12 protein-coding genes, 1 tRNA gene and 1 pseudogene are annotated in these 17,864 nt (G+C 72.3%); 3 read left to right on the plus strand and 11 right to left on the minus strand.

The features are described 5' to 3' along the window. Positions 1 to 35: 35 nt before the first annotated feature. Genes AC4IJH_RS03730 through AC4IJH_RS03740 form a run of 3 tightly spaced genes read right to left on the minus strand, consistent with a single transcriptional unit; the run spans position 36 to position 4,151 of the window. Positions 36 to 2,255, minus strand: a complete 2,220-nt coding sequence (locus AC4IJH_RS03730; protein WP_490850011.1) for a dipeptide ABC transporter ATP-binding protein — start codon at positions 2,253 to 2,255, stop codon at positions 36 to 38. Continuing rightward, positions 2,236 to 3,150 (minus strand): ABC transporter permease, encoded by a 915-nt coding sequence (locus AC4IJH_RS03735; RefSeq protein WP_490850012.1) that lies wholly within the window; start codon positions 3,148 to 3,150, stop codon positions 2,236 to 2,238. The genes AC4IJH_RS03730 and AC4IJH_RS03735 overlap by 20 nt, the downstream gene beginning before the upstream one ends. Then, positions 3,147 to 4,151: an ABC transporter permease gene (locus tag AC4IJH_RS03740; RefSeq protein WP_490850013.1), complete on the minus strand. Its 1,005-nt coding sequence runs from the start codon at positions 4,149 to 4,151 to the stop codon at positions 3,147 to 3,149. The genes AC4IJH_RS03735 and AC4IJH_RS03740 overlap by 4 nt, the downstream gene beginning before the upstream one ends. A gap of 195 nt (positions 4,152 to 4,346) precedes the next feature. On the opposite strand from AC4IJH_RS03740, the gene AC4IJH_RS03745 reads away from it, so the two are divergent. Then, a complete protein-coding gene (locus AC4IJH_RS03745; protein ID WP_490850014.1) occupies positions 4,347 to 6,050 on the plus strand; it encodes an ABC transporter family substrate-binding protein in 1,704 nt (567 codons plus the stop codon). Between the two features lie 39 nt (positions 6,051 to 6,089). Here the strand turns inward: AC4IJH_RS03745 and AC4IJH_RS03750 are convergent, their stop codons facing one another. After that, complete coding sequence (locus tag AC4IJH_RS03750; protein WP_490850015.1) at positions 6,090 to 7,673, minus strand: CocE/NonD family hydrolase; 1,584 nt, start codon at positions 7,671 to 7,673, stop codon at positions 6,090 to 6,092. A gap of 373 nt (positions 7,674 to 8,046) precedes the next feature. On the opposite strand from AC4IJH_RS03750, the pseudogene AC4IJH_RS03755 reads away from it, so the two are divergent. After that, positions 8,047 to 8,202, plus strand: a pseudogene (locus AC4IJH_RS03755) (NfeD C-terminal domain-containing protein); the annotation flags it as partial. Between the two features lie 15 nt (positions 8,203 to 8,217). Here AC4IJH_RS03755 and AC4IJH_RS03760 read toward each other — a convergent pair. The 4 genes from AC4IJH_RS03760 to AC4IJH_RS03775 form a co-directional block, all read right to left on the minus strand. Then, positions 8,218 to 9,417, minus strand: coding sequence for a globin domain-containing protein (locus AC4IJH_RS03760; RefSeq protein ID WP_490850016.1), 1,200 nt, complete (start codon positions 9,415 to 9,417; stop codon positions 8,218 to 8,220). Positions 9,418 to 9,537: 120 nt separating this feature from the next. Further along, positions 9,538 to 9,984 (minus strand): RrF2 family transcriptional regulator, encoded by a 447-nt coding sequence (locus AC4IJH_RS03765; protein WP_490850017.1) that lies wholly within the window; start codon positions 9,982 to 9,984, stop codon positions 9,538 to 9,540. A 95-nt stretch (positions 9,985 to 10,079) separates the two neighbouring features. Next, positions 10,080 to 10,171: transfer RNA gene (locus AC4IJH_RS03770), tRNA-OTHER, on the minus strand. Between the two features lie 89 nt (positions 10,172 to 10,260). Beyond that, entirely contained in the window at positions 10,261 to 11,262 is a 1,002-nt protein-coding gene (locus tag AC4IJH_RS03775; protein ID WP_490850018.1) for a DUF4037 domain-containing protein, read from the minus strand. A gap of 458 nt (positions 11,263 to 11,720) precedes the next feature. Here AC4IJH_RS03775 and AC4IJH_RS03780 point away from each other — a divergent pair, with 458 nt between their 5' ends. Next, positions 11,721 to 12,980, plus strand: a complete 1,260-nt coding sequence (locus tag AC4IJH_RS03780) for an MFS transporter (protein WP_490850019.1) — start codon at positions 11,721 to 11,723, stop codon at positions 12,978 to 12,980. A gap of 881 nt (positions 12,981 to 13,861) precedes the next feature. Here AC4IJH_RS03780 and AC4IJH_RS03785 read toward each other — a convergent pair. From AC4IJH_RS03785 to AC4IJH_RS03795, 3 genes are all read right to left on the minus strand, one after another. Continuing rightward, the gene (locus tag AC4IJH_RS03785; RefSeq protein WP_490850020.1) at positions 13,862 to 15,223 is read right to left on the minus strand and encodes an FAD-dependent oxidoreductase; all 1,362 of its coding nucleotides are present in this window, start codon (positions 15,221 to 15,223) and stop codon (positions 13,862 to 13,864) included. A gap of 922 nt (positions 15,224 to 16,145) precedes the next feature. Further along, positions 16,146 to 16,736: an AAA family ATPase gene (locus tag AC4IJH_RS03790; protein ID WP_490850021.1), complete on the minus strand. Its 591-nt coding sequence runs from the start codon at positions 16,734 to 16,736 to the stop codon at positions 16,146 to 16,148. 76 nt (positions 16,737 to 16,812) lie between these two features. After that, a complete protein-coding gene (locus tag AC4IJH_RS03795; protein ID WP_490850022.1) occupies positions 16,813 to 17,706 on the minus strand; it encodes a TetR/AcrR family transcriptional regulator C-terminal domain-containing protein in 894 nt (297 codons plus the stop codon). Positions 17,707 to 17,864: the final 158 nt, after the last annotated feature.

A 17,864-nucleotide genomic window follows, 5' to 3' on the forward strand; every position in this document is an offset into this window, starting at 1 on the left:
CCAGTGATGTGGACAGCGGTGTGCGTAAGGGGGCTTCAGCCGGCGAAGTGGCAGGCCGCGCTGTGGCCGGGGCCGTGCTCCGTGGGGGCCGGACGCTGCTCCTCGCAGCGGGCGCGGCGCTCGGCGCCGAGCGTGGCGTACAGCGGACAGCGGCCGCGGAAGCCGCAGCCGGTGTGCCGCTGGGTGGGGCTGGGCGGGTCCCCGGCGAGCAGGATGCGCGACCTGGCGCGCTCGCGTACGGGGTCCGGCAGCGGGACGGCGGACAGCAGGGCCTGGGTGTACGGGTGGCGGGGCGCGCCGAACACCTCGGCCACCGGGCCGTGTTCGACGGTGCGGCCCAGATACATCACGCTCACCCGGTCGGCGATGTGCCGTACCACGGACAGGTCGTGCGAGACGAACAGGTAGGACAGGCCCAGGCGTTGTCTGATCCCGGTGAGGAGGTTGAGGATGCCCGCCTGCACGGAGACGTCCAGCGCCGAGACCGGCTCGTCCAGGACCAGCAGCGCGGGCTCCACGGCCAGTGCGCGGGCGATGCCGATGCGCTGGCGCTGGCCGCCGGAGAACTCGTGCGGATAGCGGCCCGCGTGCTCCTCGTCCAGGCCCACCAGGCGCAGCAGTTCGGGAATCCGCGCGGCGATGCGGTCGCGGGGTGCGCCCTGGGCGCGCAGCGGCTCGGCGACGATCTCGCCGACGGGCAGCCGGGGGTCCAGGCTCGCCATCGGGTCCTGGAAGACCAGCTGCACCTGGCCGCGCAGCGACTGGCGCTCGCCGCGGCCGAGTTCGCGGGTGTCGCGGTCCAGGAGGCGGACGCTGCCGGACTCGGGTGCGGCCAGGCCCAGGATCTCCAGCAGCGTGCTCGACTTGCCGGAGCCGGACTCGCCGACCAGCCCCAGCGTCTCCCCGCGCCGGATGTCCAGGTCGACGCCGTCCACGGCGTACACGCTGCCGGCCCGGCGCTTGAGGACGGAGCCCTTGAGGACGGGGAAGGTCCTGGTGAGGTCCTGGACCTGGAGGACGGGCGGGAGGTGGGTGCGGGGGAGGGCGGGGCCTGGGGCGGCAGGTGCGCCGTCGGCCGGTATTCCTTCGGCTGAGGCTCCGGCGGTCGGTGTCGCGTCGGCCGCTGGTGTGCCGGTGGCGGGCCGCGGTGCGAAGACGGCCGCCGCGTCCAGTGCGCGCTCGGCGATCTGTGCGGTGCGCAGGCAGGCGGCGAGGTGGTCGTCGGGAGAGGGCGCCTGCGCGGTGGGGGCCGGGGGTGCGTCGGCGTGGTCGGACGGCGTGGCGAGGCGCAGGAGCGGGGGTTCGCTCGTACGGCACTCCTCCTCGGCCAGCGGGCAGCGGGGCGCGAAGGCGCAGCCGGCGGGGAGGGCGTGCAGCGGCGGCGGGCTGCCGGGGATCGGGACGAGCGGGGCGCGCTCCCGCCCCGCGGGGCCGCCCTTCTCCGCGTCGTCGTCGAGGCGCGGGACCGCGCCCAACAGGCCCATGGTGTACGGCATATGGGGCGTGGCGAACAGGTCCGGTGCCGTCGCGGACTCCACCACCCGCCCCGCGTACATCACGGCGACCCGGTCCGCCATCCCCGCGATCACCCCGAGGTCGTGGCTGACCAGCAGCAGGGCGGCGCCGGTCGCGCGTTGGGCGGTGCGCAGCACGTCCAGGACCTGGGCCTGGACGGTGACGTCCAGGGCGGTGGTCGGCTCGTCGGCGAGGATCACCTCGGGGTCGTTGGCGATGGCCATGGCGATCATGGCGCGCTGCCGCATGCCGCCGGAGTACTCGTGCGGATAGGCGCGGGCGCGCGCGGCGGGGTCGGGGATGCCGACCAGGTCCAGGAGTTCCACGGCCCGGCGCCGTGCCTGGGCGCGGGAGACGTCCTGATGGGCGCGGACGGCCTCGGCTATCTGGTCGCCGACGCGGAAGACGGGCGTGAGGGCGGACAGCGGGTCCTGGAAGACCATGCCGATACGCGCTCCCCGCAGCCGGGACAGCGCGGCGTCCTGCGCGCCGACGAGTTCCGTCCCGGCCAGGGACACCGACCCGCGTACGCGCGCCGACTCGGGCAGCAGCCCCATGGCGGCCAGCGCCACCGTGGACTTCCCCGACCCGGACTCGCCCACCAGGCCCAGTACTTCACCCCGGTGCAGCGCCAGGTCCACCCCGCGTACGGCAGGTGCGGCGCCCTGCGGCCCGCTGAAGTCGACGTGCAGGTCCTTGAGCTGGAGCACGGGTGTCGTGTCACTTGGCTGCGAGGTCACGGACGGCTCCCTTGGAGTGGGCGAGCGGGGGCGCCGCCTTGGGGTGGCGGTGGGTGCGGCGTGTGCGGGAGGTGGGGTCGAGGGCGTCGCGGAGGCCGTCGCCGAGGAAGTTGACGGCGAGGACGAACAGGACGAGAAGGGCGGCGGCGAAGAAGAACATCCAGGGGTAGGTGAGGGCGGCCGAGGTGCCGTCGGCGATGAGGGTCCCCAGGGAGACGTCGGGGGGCTGGACGCCGAAGCCGAAGTAGGACAGGCCCGTTTCGCTCATCACGGCGCCGCCCACCGCGATGGTGGCGTCGACGATGAGGAAGGAGGCGATGTTGGGGAGGATGTGGCGGACGATGATGCGGAACGGGTGCACGCCCATGAGGCGGGCGGCCCGTACGAAGTCCCGGTCCCTGAGCGAGCGCGTCATCGAGCGCACCACCCTGGCGGTGATCATCCAGCCGAAGACGGCCAGCAGCGCGACGAAGGCCGGCCAGCTCGCCGAGCGCAGCCGCGGCGAGATGACGGCGATGATCAGGAAGGCCGGGAAGACCAGCAGCAGATCGACGAACAGGGTGATCAGCCGGTCGGTCCAGCCGCCGAAGTAGCCCGCGCAGGCCCCGGCGAGGGAGGCGAGCACGGTGGAGAAGAGGGCCACCAGCAGGCCGATCAGCAGGGACTTCTGCAGGCCGCGCAGGACCTGGGCGAACACGTCCTGGCCGATGCTGTTGGTGCCGAACCAGTGCGTGGCGGAGGGCGGTTCGCGCAGTGCGGTGTAGTCGAGGTCCGTATGGCTCCAGGGCGTCAGGAGCGGGCCGAGGAAGGCGAGGAGGAAGAGCAGCGCGAGGACGGCCGCGCCGGCGACGGCGTTGGGGTTGCGCAGGGCGCGGCGCAGGACGACGTGGGTCATGGGGCAGTGGCTCCGGCTCGGTTCGTGCGGACGCGCGGGTCCAGGGCGGCGTGCAGGACGTCGGCCAGGAAGCCGGAGAGCAGCACCATCACCGCCGCGAAGAGGTTGACCGCGACCACGGAGTTGATGTCGCTCTTGCCGACCGCGTCGATGAACCAGGACCCCATGCCGTGCCAGCCGAAGACCTTCTCGGTGAAGGCGGCGCCGGTGAACAGCGCGAGGAAGCCGTACGCGAAGAAGGTGGACATGGGCACGAGCGCGGTGCGCAGGCCGTGCCGCAGGACGGCGGTGCGCTTGCGCAGCCCCTTGGCGCGGGCGGTGCGCAGGAAGTCCGAGCCCAGCACGTCCAGCATGGTTCCGCGCTGGTAGCGGCTGTAGGCGGCGGCCGTGCCGAGCGCGATGGCGAGGGTGGGCAGCAGGAGATGGACCGCGCGGTCCCCCAGGAGGGTCGCGAAGTCACCGGTCAGGCCGGGGGTCTTCTCGCCGGTGAAGGAGATGATCTCGCGGCCCGCCGCTGCGTTGACCTTGATGGTGCCGACCTTGAGCAGGACGGCGAGCAGGAAGGTGGGGGTGGACAGGAGGAGGAAGGCCAGCAGGGTGACGGCCCGGTCGGAGAGGCGGTACTGGCGGATCGCGCCCCACGTGCCCAGCAGGACCCCGGCCAGGACGCCCAGCGCCGTACCCGCCAGCAGCAGCCGCAGGCTCACCCAGATCCGGCGCCCGAACTCCTCGCCGACGCTGCTGGAGTCGATGGTGCGGCCGAAGTCGCCGCGCAGCGCGTGCGTCAGCCAGCTGCCGAAGCGCTCCCACAGCGGGGTGCGGTCGTTGATGCCGAGGGCGGTGAGCTGCGCCTCCACCTGATCGGGTGGCGGCGCGGGCTGGCGGCCCTCGAAGTAGCCGCGCGGGGACAGCGCGAGCGAGGACAGGGCGTACGAGATCACGACGGCCAGCGCCAGCAACAGAGCGTAATAACCGAGGCGTTTGGAGAGATGGGCCAGCACGGGCGGAAGTCCTTCGGGAAGCGGTGCGGTCAGCGACGCTATCCCACGGATCGGCCCGGGTGCTGCGGCAGCGTAAACCCTTTATTGCAGCTTCAATAAAACCTCTGAGCTGGGCATTTGCAGGGGTCCCGACCGGCTTACGGTGCCTGGGGCCGCCGATCGCGCGGCCTGGCACCGACCGAGAGGAACACCGGCATGAACCGGCCCTACAGGGCGGCCGCCCTGGCCGCAGCGACCGTCTCCGCAGCAGTGGCGGTCACAGCGTGTGGCGGCCCTGCGGATTCTGCGGATTCCTCGGGTGGCGGCGCCGGGGCGCAGGCCGCGCCGAAGGCCGGCGCGCAGGACATCAACGCGCACCCGGCCGCCGACCTCAAGCAGGGTGGCACGCTGCGGATATCGATCCAGCAGTGGATCAACCAGTCCAACCGCAACCAGATCGACGGCACCCAGGGCGACGCGAGCGCGATCACCGACGCGGTGGAGCCGAACCTGTTCACCTTCGACGCCAAGGGCAAGCCGCAGCGCGACCCGGACTTCCTCGAGTCGGCGAAGGTCGTCTCCACCAGCCCGCAGATCGTGGAGTACCGGCTCAACCCCAAGGCGAAGTGGTCGGACGGAAAGCCGCTGGGCTGGAAGGACTTCGAGGCGCAGTGGAAGGCGCTCAACGGCAGTGACGAGCGCTATCAGGTCTCCGACACCGCCGGGTACGACCGCATCTCCACGGTCGAGCAGGGCGAGCGGGCCAACGAGGTGCGGGTCACCTTCAAGACCCCGTACTCCGACTGGCAGTACCTCTTCGACCCGCTGCTGCCCGCCTCCCTCAACGCCGACCCGGAGACCTTCAACAACGGCTGGAAGGGGAGGATCCCCGTCACCGGCAACGCCTGGAAGGTCGCGGGCTTCGACAAGACGGCGCAGACCATCACGCTGGTGCCGGATGCGAACTGGTGGGGCGACAAGCCCAAGCTGGACAAGATCGTGTGGTGGGTGCTGGACGAGACCGCCAAGACGGACGCCTATCTCAACAAGGAGATCGACAAGACCAACGCCATCGCGCCCGACGACTACCAGCGGCTCAAGGGCGAGAAGGGCAGCGACATCCGCATCGGGTCGCGCTGGGACCTGTCGACGATCCTGTTCAACGGGCAGCGCGGGCCGCTGAAGGACGTCAAGGTGCGCCAGGCGGTGCAGCGGGGCATCGACCGCCAGGCGATCGCGAAGGTGGCGGGCAAGGGCCTGCCCTTCGAGCCGAAGGCCATCGGCAACCACTTCTTCATGCCCGACCAGGACGGCTACCGGGACAACTCCGCCGCGTTCGCCTTCGACCCCGCGGCGGCCAAGAAGCTGCTGGACGGGGCGGGCTGGCAGGACCAGGGCGAGGGCAAGCCGCGTACCAAGGACGGCAAGGAGCTGTCCCTGGAGTACACGATGCCGGCCGACTCCAACGAACTGGCCGTCTCCCAGGCCAAGCTGGTCCAGCAGATGCTGGGCCGGATCGGCGTCAAGGTGGAGCTGCGCAAGGTGCCGGGCAACGACTTCTACGCGAAGTACCTGACCCCGGGCAACTTCGACCTGCTCCCGATCCGCACCGTGGACCGCCTCTTCCGCTCCAGCGCCTACCAGGACTTCCGGATGCCGCAGGGCAGGAACGACTACGGCAACCACGGCGGCATCTCCTCGCCGCAGATCGACAAGCTGCTGGTCCAGGCCTCGCGGACCACGGACGAGAAGGAGCAGCTCAGGCTCTACAACCAGGCCGATGCCCAGCTGTGGGAGCTGGGCCACTCCCTCCCGCTCTACCAGCGCCCGCAGATCTTCGCGGTACGGGAGGGACTGGCCAACTTCGGGGCCGGCGGCATGGCCGACGACGCGTTCGACAAGGCGGGCTGGCTCAAGTAGCCCCGCCCCTGGAGCCGTGGCCCCCGCTCCCGTACGGGCTCAGTCCCGTACGGGCACCGACACCCACGACGGGTCGGTCGCCGGTGAGGAGAAGGTGAGCTTGGCGCCGCTGGGGTTGTGCTCGATGTAGAGCGGGTCGACGGTGTCCACGACGACCGCGAGACGGTGGCCCGCCGGGACGTCGTACGCCGTGGAGAAGAGCTCGGCATCCACGCTGAAGGGCGTGCCCGGCGTCTTGTCGTGGAAGGTGAACGGCGCGTGCGTGACCAGTTTGCCCAGGCCCAGCGGGCCGACGTCGTAGAGGTAGGCGAAGCCGGTGCCGCTGCTCGCGGTGCTGGTGACGGTGGTGTGCAGCTTCGTGGTGCCGCGCACCTTCTGCCCGGAGCCGTACCGCTCGGACTGCCACACCGCGGCGTAGGAGCGCGGCAGCAGCGGGATGGCGGCCATCGGCGGGATGCGCAGGAACTGGTCCAGGATGCTGGAGAGGAAGATGGTGCCGCCGTTGGCGCCGGAGTCGAGGTTGGTGCGGATGCGCTTGCTGGCGTTCAGCGGGATCTTCCGCTGCGCCGAGGGCACCTCCTTCCAGCTCTTGTAGCTCTCGTACGCGCCCGTGGAGCGGGACTTGAGCTGCACCGGCAGCTCCTGGTCGATGCCGTTGTGCTCGCCCTTGAGGTAGCGGTCGAACCAGCGCTTGGTGCTGGTCCAGGTGTCGTTGGGCAGGCCGAGCAGGCCCGTGGCCTCGGCCGTGGCGTGGTCGCCGGGGCGGAACTCCAGGCGCTTGGGGCCCTTGAGCTTCTCGAAGAAGTCGGCGTACTGGTTGGGCGGGAAGAGGGAGTCGCCCCAGGCGTTGCCGAGCATGACGGCCGGGCCGTTGGAGTTGATCCGGTCCAGGTAGGTCGCGGGGGAGCGCTTCTTGCCCCACGCGATCATGTCCTGTTCCTTGGCGAGGTTGGAGCCGAGGAAGTCCTTGAGGATCTGGGTGAGTTCGGGGCCGGGACGGCCGGTGAGCGCTCCGGCGCCGCCGAGCACGGCCGCGGCCTGGAGGTGCTGGGTGCGGCCGCTGTAGATGGAGTCGATCAGGTTCGCCCAGCCGCTGAGCGCGGCGACGACCTTGACGCGCTTGTCGAAGGCGGAGGTCAGCAGGCTGATCCCGGCGCCGTAGGAGACCCCGCCCATGCCGATCTTCTGCGGGTCGGCGGGGGTGTTGGCCAGGGCCCAGTCGATGACCTTGGAGGCGTCCGCGATGTCCTTGGGGCCCGCCGTCTCGATCTCGCCGCCGGACTGCCAGAAGCCGCGCGAGTTGTAACCGACCACCACATAGCCGGAGTCGGCGAGCTTCTTGGCCTGCGCGAGGTACTCGACCTGCGGCATGGCCCAGCTGGTGGGCAGCACGATGACCGGGAAGCGGCGGGTGCCGTCGGCCTGGCCCGGGGTGAAGACATTGGCCTTGAGCGTGATGCCGCCCTCGCCCTGGATGTCGACGAACTTCACGGTGGCCGGGCCCGATCGGGCCGCTGAGGGGGCGGCGCCCGCCGCGGGGGCGCCGGCGAGGGCGGTGGTGGCGAGTACGGCGGCGCAGACGGTGCCGATCACGGCGCGCGGCGTGGTGCGGGAAGGGGGCATCTACGGCTCCAGATCTCTTCGGGACCCGCCCCGACCTGGGGGGTGTGGTGCGTGATGCGGGGCGGATCGAAGTGACTGGAGAGTAGGGTTTGCGGCTTACTGTTGGTAACCCGTCGGTAGGTTACGTATCGGTAACATCGGATCGATCTCCTGGAATCACCCCGGAATCACCCAGGAGACGCGGCCGCATCCCCGAGTGCCGTTAAGGGCGGATCAATTGAGGATCGAGCGGGCGTCGAGCGGGAACCGGCCGCACGCCGCCGCTCTCTGCGCGAACAAGGGGACAGGGGCCGGCCGCACCGCGGTTCGGGGCCGCCACGGAGGGCAGGTGGGCATGAACGCGCCGGACGGCGGGAGTGCGAGCCCGGTCGGCATGATCGGGCGGGTGACCATCGCCATCCCGCAGGACGGCCCCGGCGAAGTGCTGCTGGCCATCCGCGGCGGCAGCGAGGCGTTCGCGGCCTGGGCCGAGGAGTTCGTCCCCCGGCACACCCGGGTGATCGTGGTGGACTCGCTCTCGGCCCGCTCGGTCCTCGTCGCCCCCTCAGAGCCCCAGGTCCGGCCCGAACACCTCGTAGTGGATGTCCGCCGGTGCCACTCCGGCCTCCAGCAGCTGGGTGCGCGCCGCCTTCATGAAGGGGAGCGGGCCGCAGAGGTAGGCGGTGGTGCCGGCCGGTACGGACACGCGGGTGAGGTCCATCAGGCCCGTACGGTCCGCGGCCCCCTCGACGCCGGACGCGCCGGGGTGCTCGTACCAGACGTGCGAGGTGGCGTGCAGGAGCTTGCCGGTGAGCTGCTGGAGGTGGGTGCGGAAGGCGTGGGTGTGCGGGGCGCGGTCGGCGTGCGCGGCGATGATGTGGCGGGTGGAGCCGGTGGCGGCGAGGTGGGCGAGCATGCCGATCATGGGGGTGCAGCCGATGCCGGCGGAGGCCAGCAGCAGCGGCCCGTCGCCGTCGTCCAGCACCACATCGCCGAACGGGGCGCTGATCCGCAGTGTCTCGCCGCCGTGCACGGTGTCGTGCAGGTGGTTGGAGACCGCGCCCGCCGGGGTGCCGGCCGCCTCGCCGCTGACCCGCTTGACGGAGAACTGCAGGCCGCGCTCGGGGGTTCCGGAGAGGCTGTACTGGCGTATCTGCTGTGCGCCGTCGGGGAGTTCGACCTGGACGGAGACGTACTGGCCGGGCCGGGCGGGCGGCAGCGGGGCGCCGTCGAGGGGGTGCACGAAGTACGTCGCCACGTCGTCGGTCTCCTGGAAGCGGCCGACGACGCGGTACTCGCGCCAGACGTCGCCGTCCGGGACGCCGCTGCGCGCGTACAGCCGGGCCTCGATGGCGATCAGCGCGTTCGCCATCAGCCAGTAGACCTCGTCCCAGGCGGCGGCGACCTCCTCGGTGACCGCCTCGCCGAGCACCTCGGCGATGGCCTCGAAGAGGTACTTGTGCACGATCGTGTACTGGTCGGGGCGGATGCCGAGCGAGGCGTGCTTGTGGGCGATGCGCTCCAGCATCGCGTCGGGCCGGGCGTCGGGGTGCTGGACCAGGTGCGAGGCGAAGACGGCGATGGAGCCCGCCAGGGCCCGCTGCTGGGAGCCGTTGGCCTGGTTGCCGCGGTTGAACAGGTCGCGCTCCAGCTCGGGGTGGGCGGCGAACAGCTTTCCGTAGAAGAGCGGGGTGATCTCGCCGATCGCGGCTCCGACGGCGGGCAGCGTGGCCCGGACGGTTGCGGCGGACTTCGAGGACAGCATCAGTGACTCCTGTGGGGGTTCGGGGCGGCGGCAGCCAAACTTGCATATGAGATTCGCATTTGCGGGCGTGGGTGAGCGACTGCGGGCGGGCATGTTTGTCACTTTTGTGGCGCGGCTTCTCTAGTCCGTGGGGCGGGCGGTGAGGGTCAGGAGAAGGGGCCCGGTGGGGGAGCCGACGAGGTCGTCGACGGTGATGGGGTCCAGCGTGGCGAAGAACGCCTCCTGGGCCTCGCGCAGTGCGCCGCGCAGCCGGCAGGCCGCGCGCAGCGGGCAGGGCGGGTCGTCCTCGCAGCCGACCACGTCGCCGGCCCCTTCCAGCTCCCTGACCAGACGGCCGAGCGAGCCGGTGCGGCCCGCCGCGGTCAGGTGCAGACCACCGCCGCGGCCGCGCCGCGCCTCGACGATGCCCAGGTGCTGGAGTCTGCTGACGACCTTCGCGGCGTGCGTATAGGGAACCTGGACCGCGGCGGCCACCTCGCGGGTGGTCGGGGCCTCGCCCGTCTCGTCCAGTACCGCCAGGCGCATGGCGATCCGCAGCGCGATGTCGGTGCTCTTGGTCAGTCGCACCCCTTCACCGTATCTAATTGGCATCTCAGATGCCACTTTAAGGGGCTGGCTGCGCGCTCCGGGGCGGCGGTGTGCAGGCCGCCGCGGAGCGCGAGCGGAGAGGGCAGGATTCGAACCTGCGAGGGCCGCGAGGACCCGACCGGACGCGGGCGCCCGGACCCCGTTGGGCCGCTTCGGGTACCTCTCCCTGACCGACGACTCCAGAGTGCCCGACCCCGCTGACATTCGGCTGAGACGGCGGGGGCACAGGGGTGTGAAGGGCGGGCGTACGGAGGCTCACAGGCCCAGGACCGGGCCCGCTGCCCGGCAGCGGGCGGGGTGGGCCAGGGCGTCGGTGCTGTCCACGGCCTGGTCGACGGTGCCGGGGAGCCGGGCCACCGGGCCGCTCTGCCGCCTCCCGAGCCGCTCGATGAGGGCGCGTAGCGGCGGATCGGTGATCCGGGCGAGCAGCGCGGTGGTGAAGCGCGCCCCGTCCGTGACCCGGATGTCGCGCTCGTGGAACTGCCGCGGGGACGGGTCGACCTCCTCGGCCAGACCCAAGTCATTGGTGGCCAGGGCCAGTTCGCCGGCGGCGGCGCACAGGGCGGCCTCGCGGAGGCGCCAGTCGTGCGCGCGCAGGGCCGTGCGCAGCGCCGGTCCGGCCCGCCGGGCGACGGGCAGCCGCGCGAACGCCGTGCCCAGCCACTTCCCGTACGGGGCCCAGCGGCGCTCGACCAGGAAGGCCAGCCGCATCAGGTCCCGCGCCACCCGGGCCGCCAGCACCGCGCTGCCCAGATCGTCGCCCACCGCGCCCGTACGCCCCACGAACGCCTCCTCCTGCTCCACGCGGAGCCAGGCGGCGGCCAGTGCGTAGCGCCAGATGTCGTCCGGATACCAGCTCAACGCGCTCTGCCTGAGCGCAAGTTGGCCGGAAGGGTCGTGGAAGACCGGGCCCGCGGTGAGCGTGGCCAGCCGCTGGGTGGGGGTGAGCAGCCAGTCCGCCAGGCCCATGCCGCCGGCCGGGTCCGTGCCGATGCGCTCGGTGAAGAAGGCCGCGGCGGAGGTCACTTCGGCCTGCCCCGGCACCTCCTTGAGGGCCGCGCGGGCCCGGTCCGCGTCCTGGGCGCGGGTCAAGAACACCTGGACCCGCGGGCCGAAGTCGTGGTCGGTGGAGACCTCGTCGTCCAGGCCCAGCACCTCCGAGCCGTCGCCCAGCAGCGCGGCGCTGTGCTCGACACCGGCCAGGGGCGGGGCCACGGAGCGTTCGTAGAAGGATCGGGAGAGTTCGCGGCCGTTCATGCCCCTATGGGACGCCGGCGCGGGGCGCGCCGCACACCGATTTCAGCAGGTGGCCGGGGCGAGTTGACGGAGTGTGCCGGGCTGCATTGGCTCGCGGTGAGCCACGCCACAGGATCGGAGGGTGGACATCCGCGCCACGAATCAGGCCGCCGCGCCCCGGCGAGGGGCGGCCGCGCCACGGGAAAGCGCCGCTTGGGAGGTGCGATGCTGCGGACATCCGCCCGGCCGCACGGGCTCCACCGCGGTACGGCGCTTGGCCGGACCGCCGCCGCGCCGCGGTCCGGGCCCTCCCCGCGATGGCCGAGCCCCTGCGCACCCCGCTGGCCGCCCTTCCCCGTACGGCCGCGATGACGGTCCAGCGCGTCGAACTCGCCCGCCGGCTGGTGGAGTTCCAGCGGCGGACGTCCCCCTGAACGCCCCCGTGTCCACCGGGGCACCCGCGAGAAAGGTCATGTTGGATGTCCACAGTGCAGGACGGCACGGCCCGTTCCCCCCGAGCGACGAAGAAGGGCTGGGCGGCCGTACTGGCCGTGGCCCTGGGCATCTTCTGCCTGATGACGTCCGAGCTGCTGCCCGTCGGACTGCTCACGCCCGTGGGTGAGGCGCTCGACGTCTCCGAGGGCGTGGCCGGGCTGATGGTGACCGTACCCGGCCTGGTCGCGGCCATCTCGGCGCCGCTGATCACCGTGGCCGCCGGGCGGATCGACCGGCGCGTGGTGCTGTGCGTGCTGGTCGCCCTGGTCGGCGCGGCCAACCTGGTCTCCGCGATCGCCGCGAACTTCACCACCGTGCTGATCGCCCGGCTCCTGATCGGCGTGGCCGTCGGCGGATTCTGGGCGATCGCCGGCGGGCTGGCGCTGCGGCTGGTGCCCCAGGAGAAGGTCGGCAAGGCCACCGCGGTCATCTTCGGCGGGGTGTCCACCGCCTCCGTCCTGGGCGTGCCCATCGGCACCCTCATCGGCGATCTCAGCGGCTGGCGGCCCGCGTTCGCCGCGGTCGGCGCGCTGGGGCTGCTGTCGCTGGTGGCGCTCGTGGTGCTGCTGCCCAAGCTGCCGGCCACCACGACGGTACGGTTCCCCGAACTGCCCCGGCTGCTGGGCGCCAACGGCGGCGTACGCACCGGGGTACTGATCACCTTCCTGCTCATCACCGGGCACTTCACCGCGTACACCTTCGTCCGGCCGGTCCTGCAGGACATCTCCGGCATCGACGGGAGCTGGATCGGCACCCTGCTGCTGATCTACGGCGCGGCCGGCATCGTGGGCAACTTCCTCGCCGGGTCGAAGGCTTCGCGCGACGCCCGCCGTACCGTCATGGCCATCACCGCGGCGCTGACCGTGGCCGTGGTGCTGCTGGCGCTCGTCCAGGGCAGTACGGCGGCGGGCGTGATCCTGCTGGTCGTGTGGGGCCTGGCCTACGGCGGGGTGTCCGTGACGCTGCAGACCTGGATCCTGCAGGCCGCGCCCAAGGCGCCGGAGGCGGCGACCTCGCTGTTCGTGGCCATGTTCAACCTGTCCATCGCGCTGGGCGCGCTGATCGGCGGCGTCGCCGTCGACAGCCTCTCCACGGCCGCCTCCCTGTGGATCGCGGCGGGCCTGGTCGTGCTGACGCTCCTCTCGGCGACCGCCGCCAAGCGCCCCAACGCCCCGTCCCGCCGCGCGGCGTCCGGCGCCCCCGCCAAGGACGCCCCGGACCTGGTCCCCGCCACGGACCGCTGACCGCCCGGCGCCCCTGCGCCGCCCCATCACACAGCACAGCACTGCCGCGCCGTGGCAGCGGGACCCCCTCCCGCTGCCACGGCGCGGCCGTCCGCTCCCACGCTCGCGTATGCACGCCTGCCGCCTGCCGCCCGCCGCCTGCCGTGGCCGGTGGCTCAACCGGCCGCGTGGGGCGGCCCGTTCGGCACCGCGCCGCTGCCGCGGTCGGTGGGGGAGCGGCCGATGCCGTCGGACCCTCGCCGCTGTGGCCGGGCGCCGATGCGGCGGAAGAAGGGGCGCGGGCTTCGTACGGTCCCGGTCCCGGTGGCCGGGTGGTGTAGTCGTGTTCCCTGCGGTGACCGGGTGTTGCGGCGGGGCGGTGGAAGGGGTGGTCGTGCCGCGTAATTCTCTCCCGCTGGGCCGAGCGGTCTGTGATGCCGTCGGAGCCTCGCCGCGGTGGCCGGGCGCCGATGCGGCGGATGGGGGCGTGGTCTGCGTACGGTCGCGGTGGTCGGGTGGTGCGGTCGTGTTCCTCGCGACGGCCGGGCGCCGGGGCGGTGGAAGAGGGGGGCTGCCGGTGTACGCCTCCGGTGGCCGGGGTGCGGTCGTGTTCCCTGTGGTGGCCGGGTGCTGCGGAGGGAGGGGGCGGTCGTGCCGTGTGAATGTCTTCTGCCGCGACGGTGAGTGGCCGGTGGCGGTAGGGGGCGGTGGAAGTGCGGGTGGCGACGGCTCCGTTGGATGGGAGGGGAGTGGCGAAGGCTCGGTGGCGTACGGGGAGTTGAGGCGGGGGCGGCCCGGCTTGGTGTGGGCGGCGGGTGCGCGGGGTGGGTGCCGCGAAAGGCCGGCTGAGGGGGCAGCCGGCCTTTCGCGGTGGGGCCTGCGGTCGGAGGGTCAGGCGTGTGTCACGCCCCCGCGAAGGCCCCCACGGAGGTGGTCATGGACGCGAACTGGCGCTCGCCGTGCATCCATGCCACGTAGTCATGCAGGACGGACTGGTCCAGGGAGGTCAGCAGCGCGTTGCGGGCCTCGGCCGCCGCGCCCGCCGGGTGCCACAGCCGGATGCTCTCGCGAGCGGTGAGCTGGACCGCGGCGGTGCGGTCGCGCCGCTGCGCGGTGAACTTCTCCAGCCGCTGGACCATCTCGTCGGACGCGCAGTCCAGCAGGTCGCCCAGGACCACGGCGTCCTCCAGCCCCTGGCAGGCGCCCTGGGCCGCGTAGTGCAGCATCGGGTGCGCCGCGTCCCCCGCGAGCACGACCCGCCCGTCCGCCCACTGAGGAGCCGGGTCCCGGTCCACCAGCGCCCAGGCCTTCCAGTGGGAGCCCAGCTCCATGAGGCGGCTGGCGTCCGCGCCCATGCCGGAGAACTCCTTGCGCAGGTGCTCCTGGCTGACCGGCACGCCCTCGATGGGGTCCGCCACCCCGTTGTGGCTGCTGGCGGCCAGGTTCAGGTACTTGCCGCCGGAGATCGGGTACTGCACGAGGTGCCAGCCGGGACCGGCCCACCACGCCACCGACTTGGTCATCCGCAGATCCTGCGGCACCTGGTCCATCGGGATGACCTGCGAGCGGTAGACGGTCAGCCCCAGCACACGCGGCGCGCCGTCGTCGATCAGCTGGCCGCGGATCGCGGAGTTGATGCCGTCGGCGCCGATGACCGCGTCACCGCTGAAGCGCTTGCCGTCGGCCAGGACGACCGTGGCGCGCCCCTCCTCCTGCTCGTAGCCGGTGGCGGCGGACTCGGCGTGCAGCGTGATGTTGTCCGCCGCGCGGCAGGCCTCCAGCAGCTGGGTGTGCAACTCGTCGCGGTGCACCACGACATAGGGGTTGCCGAAGCGCTGCTGGTAGGCCTCGGTGAGCGTCATGCTCATCACGTGCTCGCTGGTGACGGCGTCCATGAACCGCAGCTCGTCCATGGGGACGGCCCGCGCACGGACCTCCTTGCCCACTCCGAGGAGGTCCAGGGCGTGCAGTCCGTTCGGCGCGATCTGAATGCCGGCGCCGATCTCGGAGAAGCGCTCGGCGCGCTCCAGGACGGTGACGTGATGGCCGTGCCGGGCAACGCTCAAGGCCGTGGCCAGGCCAGTGATGCCACCGCCGACGATAACTACCTCAGACATAGTGGTCCCTTCGCGATCCCCGTGTGTGAACCGGCCGGCGTTGCGCGGATCGGGGAGTGGGCAGTCGCCGAAGTGTGGAGGAATGTACGGGTCGGGGCCGGAGGGCCGGACCGGAAGAGAAGCGGCGGTGCGCGGGTCTACGGGCATGCACGAAGCGCATCCAACTCCCTTCGATGGCTGGGCAGTTGCCTCCGTCCGTCTCTCAACTTTGGCCGTAAGGCGCCCAGTGCGGCGAGGTGTGCCTGGCACCTGGTTGCGGGCCCGGATGGTGGTCCGGCCACCAGGTCACCGTTACAAAGCAGGGCATTTCGCCCCGGCGATGGTGGGTGCGGCCCCGGAGAAGAGTTTCGAATCACAAGGAATCCGTCGTATCCGGCGGCCGCTCGCCGCACACGCCTACCACGACGTGTGACCAGTGGTGTACGGCGTGTGTCCGGAATCGGTCTGTCCGCGTCCGCCCCTGACGACTTACGCTCCAGATCGCGACATCGGACAGTGCGTCCGCAGGAACCGCGGCCACGGCCGTGGAGCCGGATCTCCCAGTCCCTGAGATCCCGTCAGGGGCCCCTTGGGTCATGGTGCACGGAGGGGGATGGGCAGGTTCGTGGCGTCTGCGGCGCCCTACTGATCCGGTCCGCCCTTCCCAGTTCGGCCGTCCCGGGGCACTCCCGCGCCCCCGGGCCCTGGGAAGGGCGGAACCGCGCCGGACGGCGAGGAGAGGAGCCTCGCCCCGGCGTGCAGCCGCCATCGGGTGCAGCCGGACGCGCCCGGTGGCGGCGGTCGTCTTTGCGCCACGCGGTCGGCCGCGCCGCCGCGCAGTGGTGTGGCCCATTGACAGTGGTCCCGCCCCTCCGGCGGCGCAAGGGGGTTCCCGGACACGCCGCGCGCCGGTGCCCGTCCGTGGCGGTCGGCTCCGGCCCGTATCCCGCCCCCGGATGCTGGCGGTCCGTCAATTCGCTTCCTGCGCGCCCTCGTTGGCGCGGTCCGCAGGGGTGAATCCGGCCATCGTGGCCGAGGCGTGCGGGCGGGCCGTTCCGGAAGGTGGCCGCCGTAGCGTTACGGCCCGATGTCAGGTGACGGTGCCCTCTTGCCAGGCGCGGTCCAGGATCTCCTGCACCGTCTCCTGGACCGTCTGACGGGAGGTGTCCAGCCACAGCCCGATGCGCGGGGTGTCGCGGTGCAGCACCGCGTCCAGGTCCGCCACCGTCCACGCGGGCCCGTAGGCGGACTTGGCGCGCTCGGCCTCGCGTACCTCGACCGCCGCGGGGTCCGGGGTCAGTACGACCACGGCGAGCGGGCGGGTGCGTACCTGCGCGGTGAACTCGGTGAGGTGCTCGCCCAGCAGGACGTCCTGGGTGATGACGGTGAATCCGTCGGCGGCGTACCGGTCGGCGCACTCGGCGGTGAGGCGGTGGCGCAGCCGCAGCTGGGCGACGGCGTCCCGGCCGGCGTCGGGCGTCATCTCGGCCCGGCCGCCGACGACCATGCGGCGGAAGATGTCGCCCCGCAGATGCACCGAGCGCGCCAGCCGCTCGGCGAGGGCCTGGGCCACGGTGGACTTGCCCGCCGCCTGGATCCCGGTGATCACCACGACGCCCGGAGCGCTCCAACTCTCGTGCCGGGGCGTGGTGTCGGGCTCCTGGTGAACGGCGTGCGTCATGGGGTGCTCTCCGCCTCTCCGCGGTACCGGCCCGGTGCCCTGCCCGCGCCGCGACCGTACATCGGACCGCGGTCGATCAGCCTCCGATTTTCCCGCCGGCGCCCTCGCGCGCGCCCGTTTCCCGCGCGCCCGGCTCCCGCATGCCTGCTTCCCGCGCGCCTGCTTCCCGCACGCCCGGCTCCCGCGCCATCGCCGCCTCGATCCCGTCCAGGATCACCGCCAGCCCCGCCTCGAAGGTGAGTCTGCCCTCCCGTTCCAGGTACGGGGTGGCATCGCCCTCGGGTACCGGGGTCGCGCCCTGGCTCTCCAGCCACAGGAGCGCGGGGAAGCGCTCGGCGAAGTCCGGTGCCACCTCCTCCACCACGGGGGAGCGGGTGAACCACCACTCCTCGTCCGACACCCCGGTGCTCGCCGCCGCCTGCCGGGACTCCGCGACCGTACGGGTGGCCCCGCCGACGAAGTGGAACAGGGTGCCCACCACGCGCCGCAGCACCCCCGGCGGCAGCCCGGTCCCGCGCAGGATGCGCACCAGCGCCTCCAGGGAGGTGTACTCGTTGGGTCCCAGGACCGGGCGGGCCTGGGAGACCTGGAGCACCCAGGGGTGGCGCAGGTAGAAGTCCCACATCGCGTCGGCCCAGGTCAGCACGGCACGGCGCCAGCCCGCCGCCAGGTCGTAATCGGCGGGGAGTTCGGCCAGCACCTGGTCGTACATGAGGTCCACCAGCTCGCTCTTGCTGGGGACGTGGGTGTAGAGCGCCATGGCCGTACGCCCCAGCCGCTCGCCGACCGCGCGCATGGACAGCGCCGCCATCCCCTGCTCGTCCGCGACGGCCACCGCCGCGTCGACGATCGCGTCCACGCTCAGCTTGGGCTTGGGCCCCGGACCGGTCCGGGCGGTCCCGGACCCCGCGGCGCGCCACAGCAGCTCCATCGAACGGCGCGCGTCGCCCTGTCCGGCAAATACGACCACAGGCATCCCCTTACGCCATAAACCAATATTGCGATGGCATCTCTTTACGGCCTAAGGTTATCAGTGAAGGCGGCCCCTGCGCCGCCGCTTTGGGTCTTTTGTGTCCGATCCGCCCTTTCGGCCCGACCGGACCCGTACCGCCTGCCCGCTGCCACCCG

This window comes from Streptomyces sp. UF-297, from assembly GCF_058245575.1.

Coding starts and splice junctions, on each gene's coding strand:
- AC4IJH_RS03735 (WP_490850012.1), bottom strand. CDS start 3,150: ATGACCCACGTCGTCCTGCGCCGCGCCCTGCGCAACCCCAACGCCGTC.
- AC4IJH_RS03745 (WP_490850014.1), top strand. CDS start 4,347: ATGAACCGGCCCTACAGGGCGGCCGCCCTGGCCGCAGCGACCGTCTCC.
- AC4IJH_RS03750 (WP_490850015.1), bottom strand. CDS start 7,673: ATGCCCCCTTCCCGCACCACGCCGCGCGCCGTGATCGGCACCGTCTGC.
- AC4IJH_RS03760 (WP_490850016.1), bottom strand. CDS start 9,417: ATGCTGTCCTCGAAGTCCGCCGCAACCGTCCGGGCCACGCTGCCCGCC.
- AC4IJH_RS03775 (WP_490850018.1), bottom strand. CDS start 11,262: ATGAACGGCCGCGAACTCTCCCGATCCTTCTACGAACGCTCCGTGGCC.
- AC4IJH_RS03780 (WP_490850019.1), top strand. CDS start 11,721: ATGTCCACAGTGCAGGACGGCACGGCCCGTTCCCCCCGAGCGACGAAG.
- AC4IJH_RS03785 (WP_490850020.1), bottom strand. CDS start 15,223: ATGCCCGTAGACCCGCGCACCGCCGCTTCTCTTCCGGTCCGGCCCTCC.
- AC4IJH_RS03790 (WP_490850021.1), bottom strand. CDS start 16,736: ATGACGCACGCCGTTCACCAGGAGCCCGACACCACGCCCCGGCACGAG.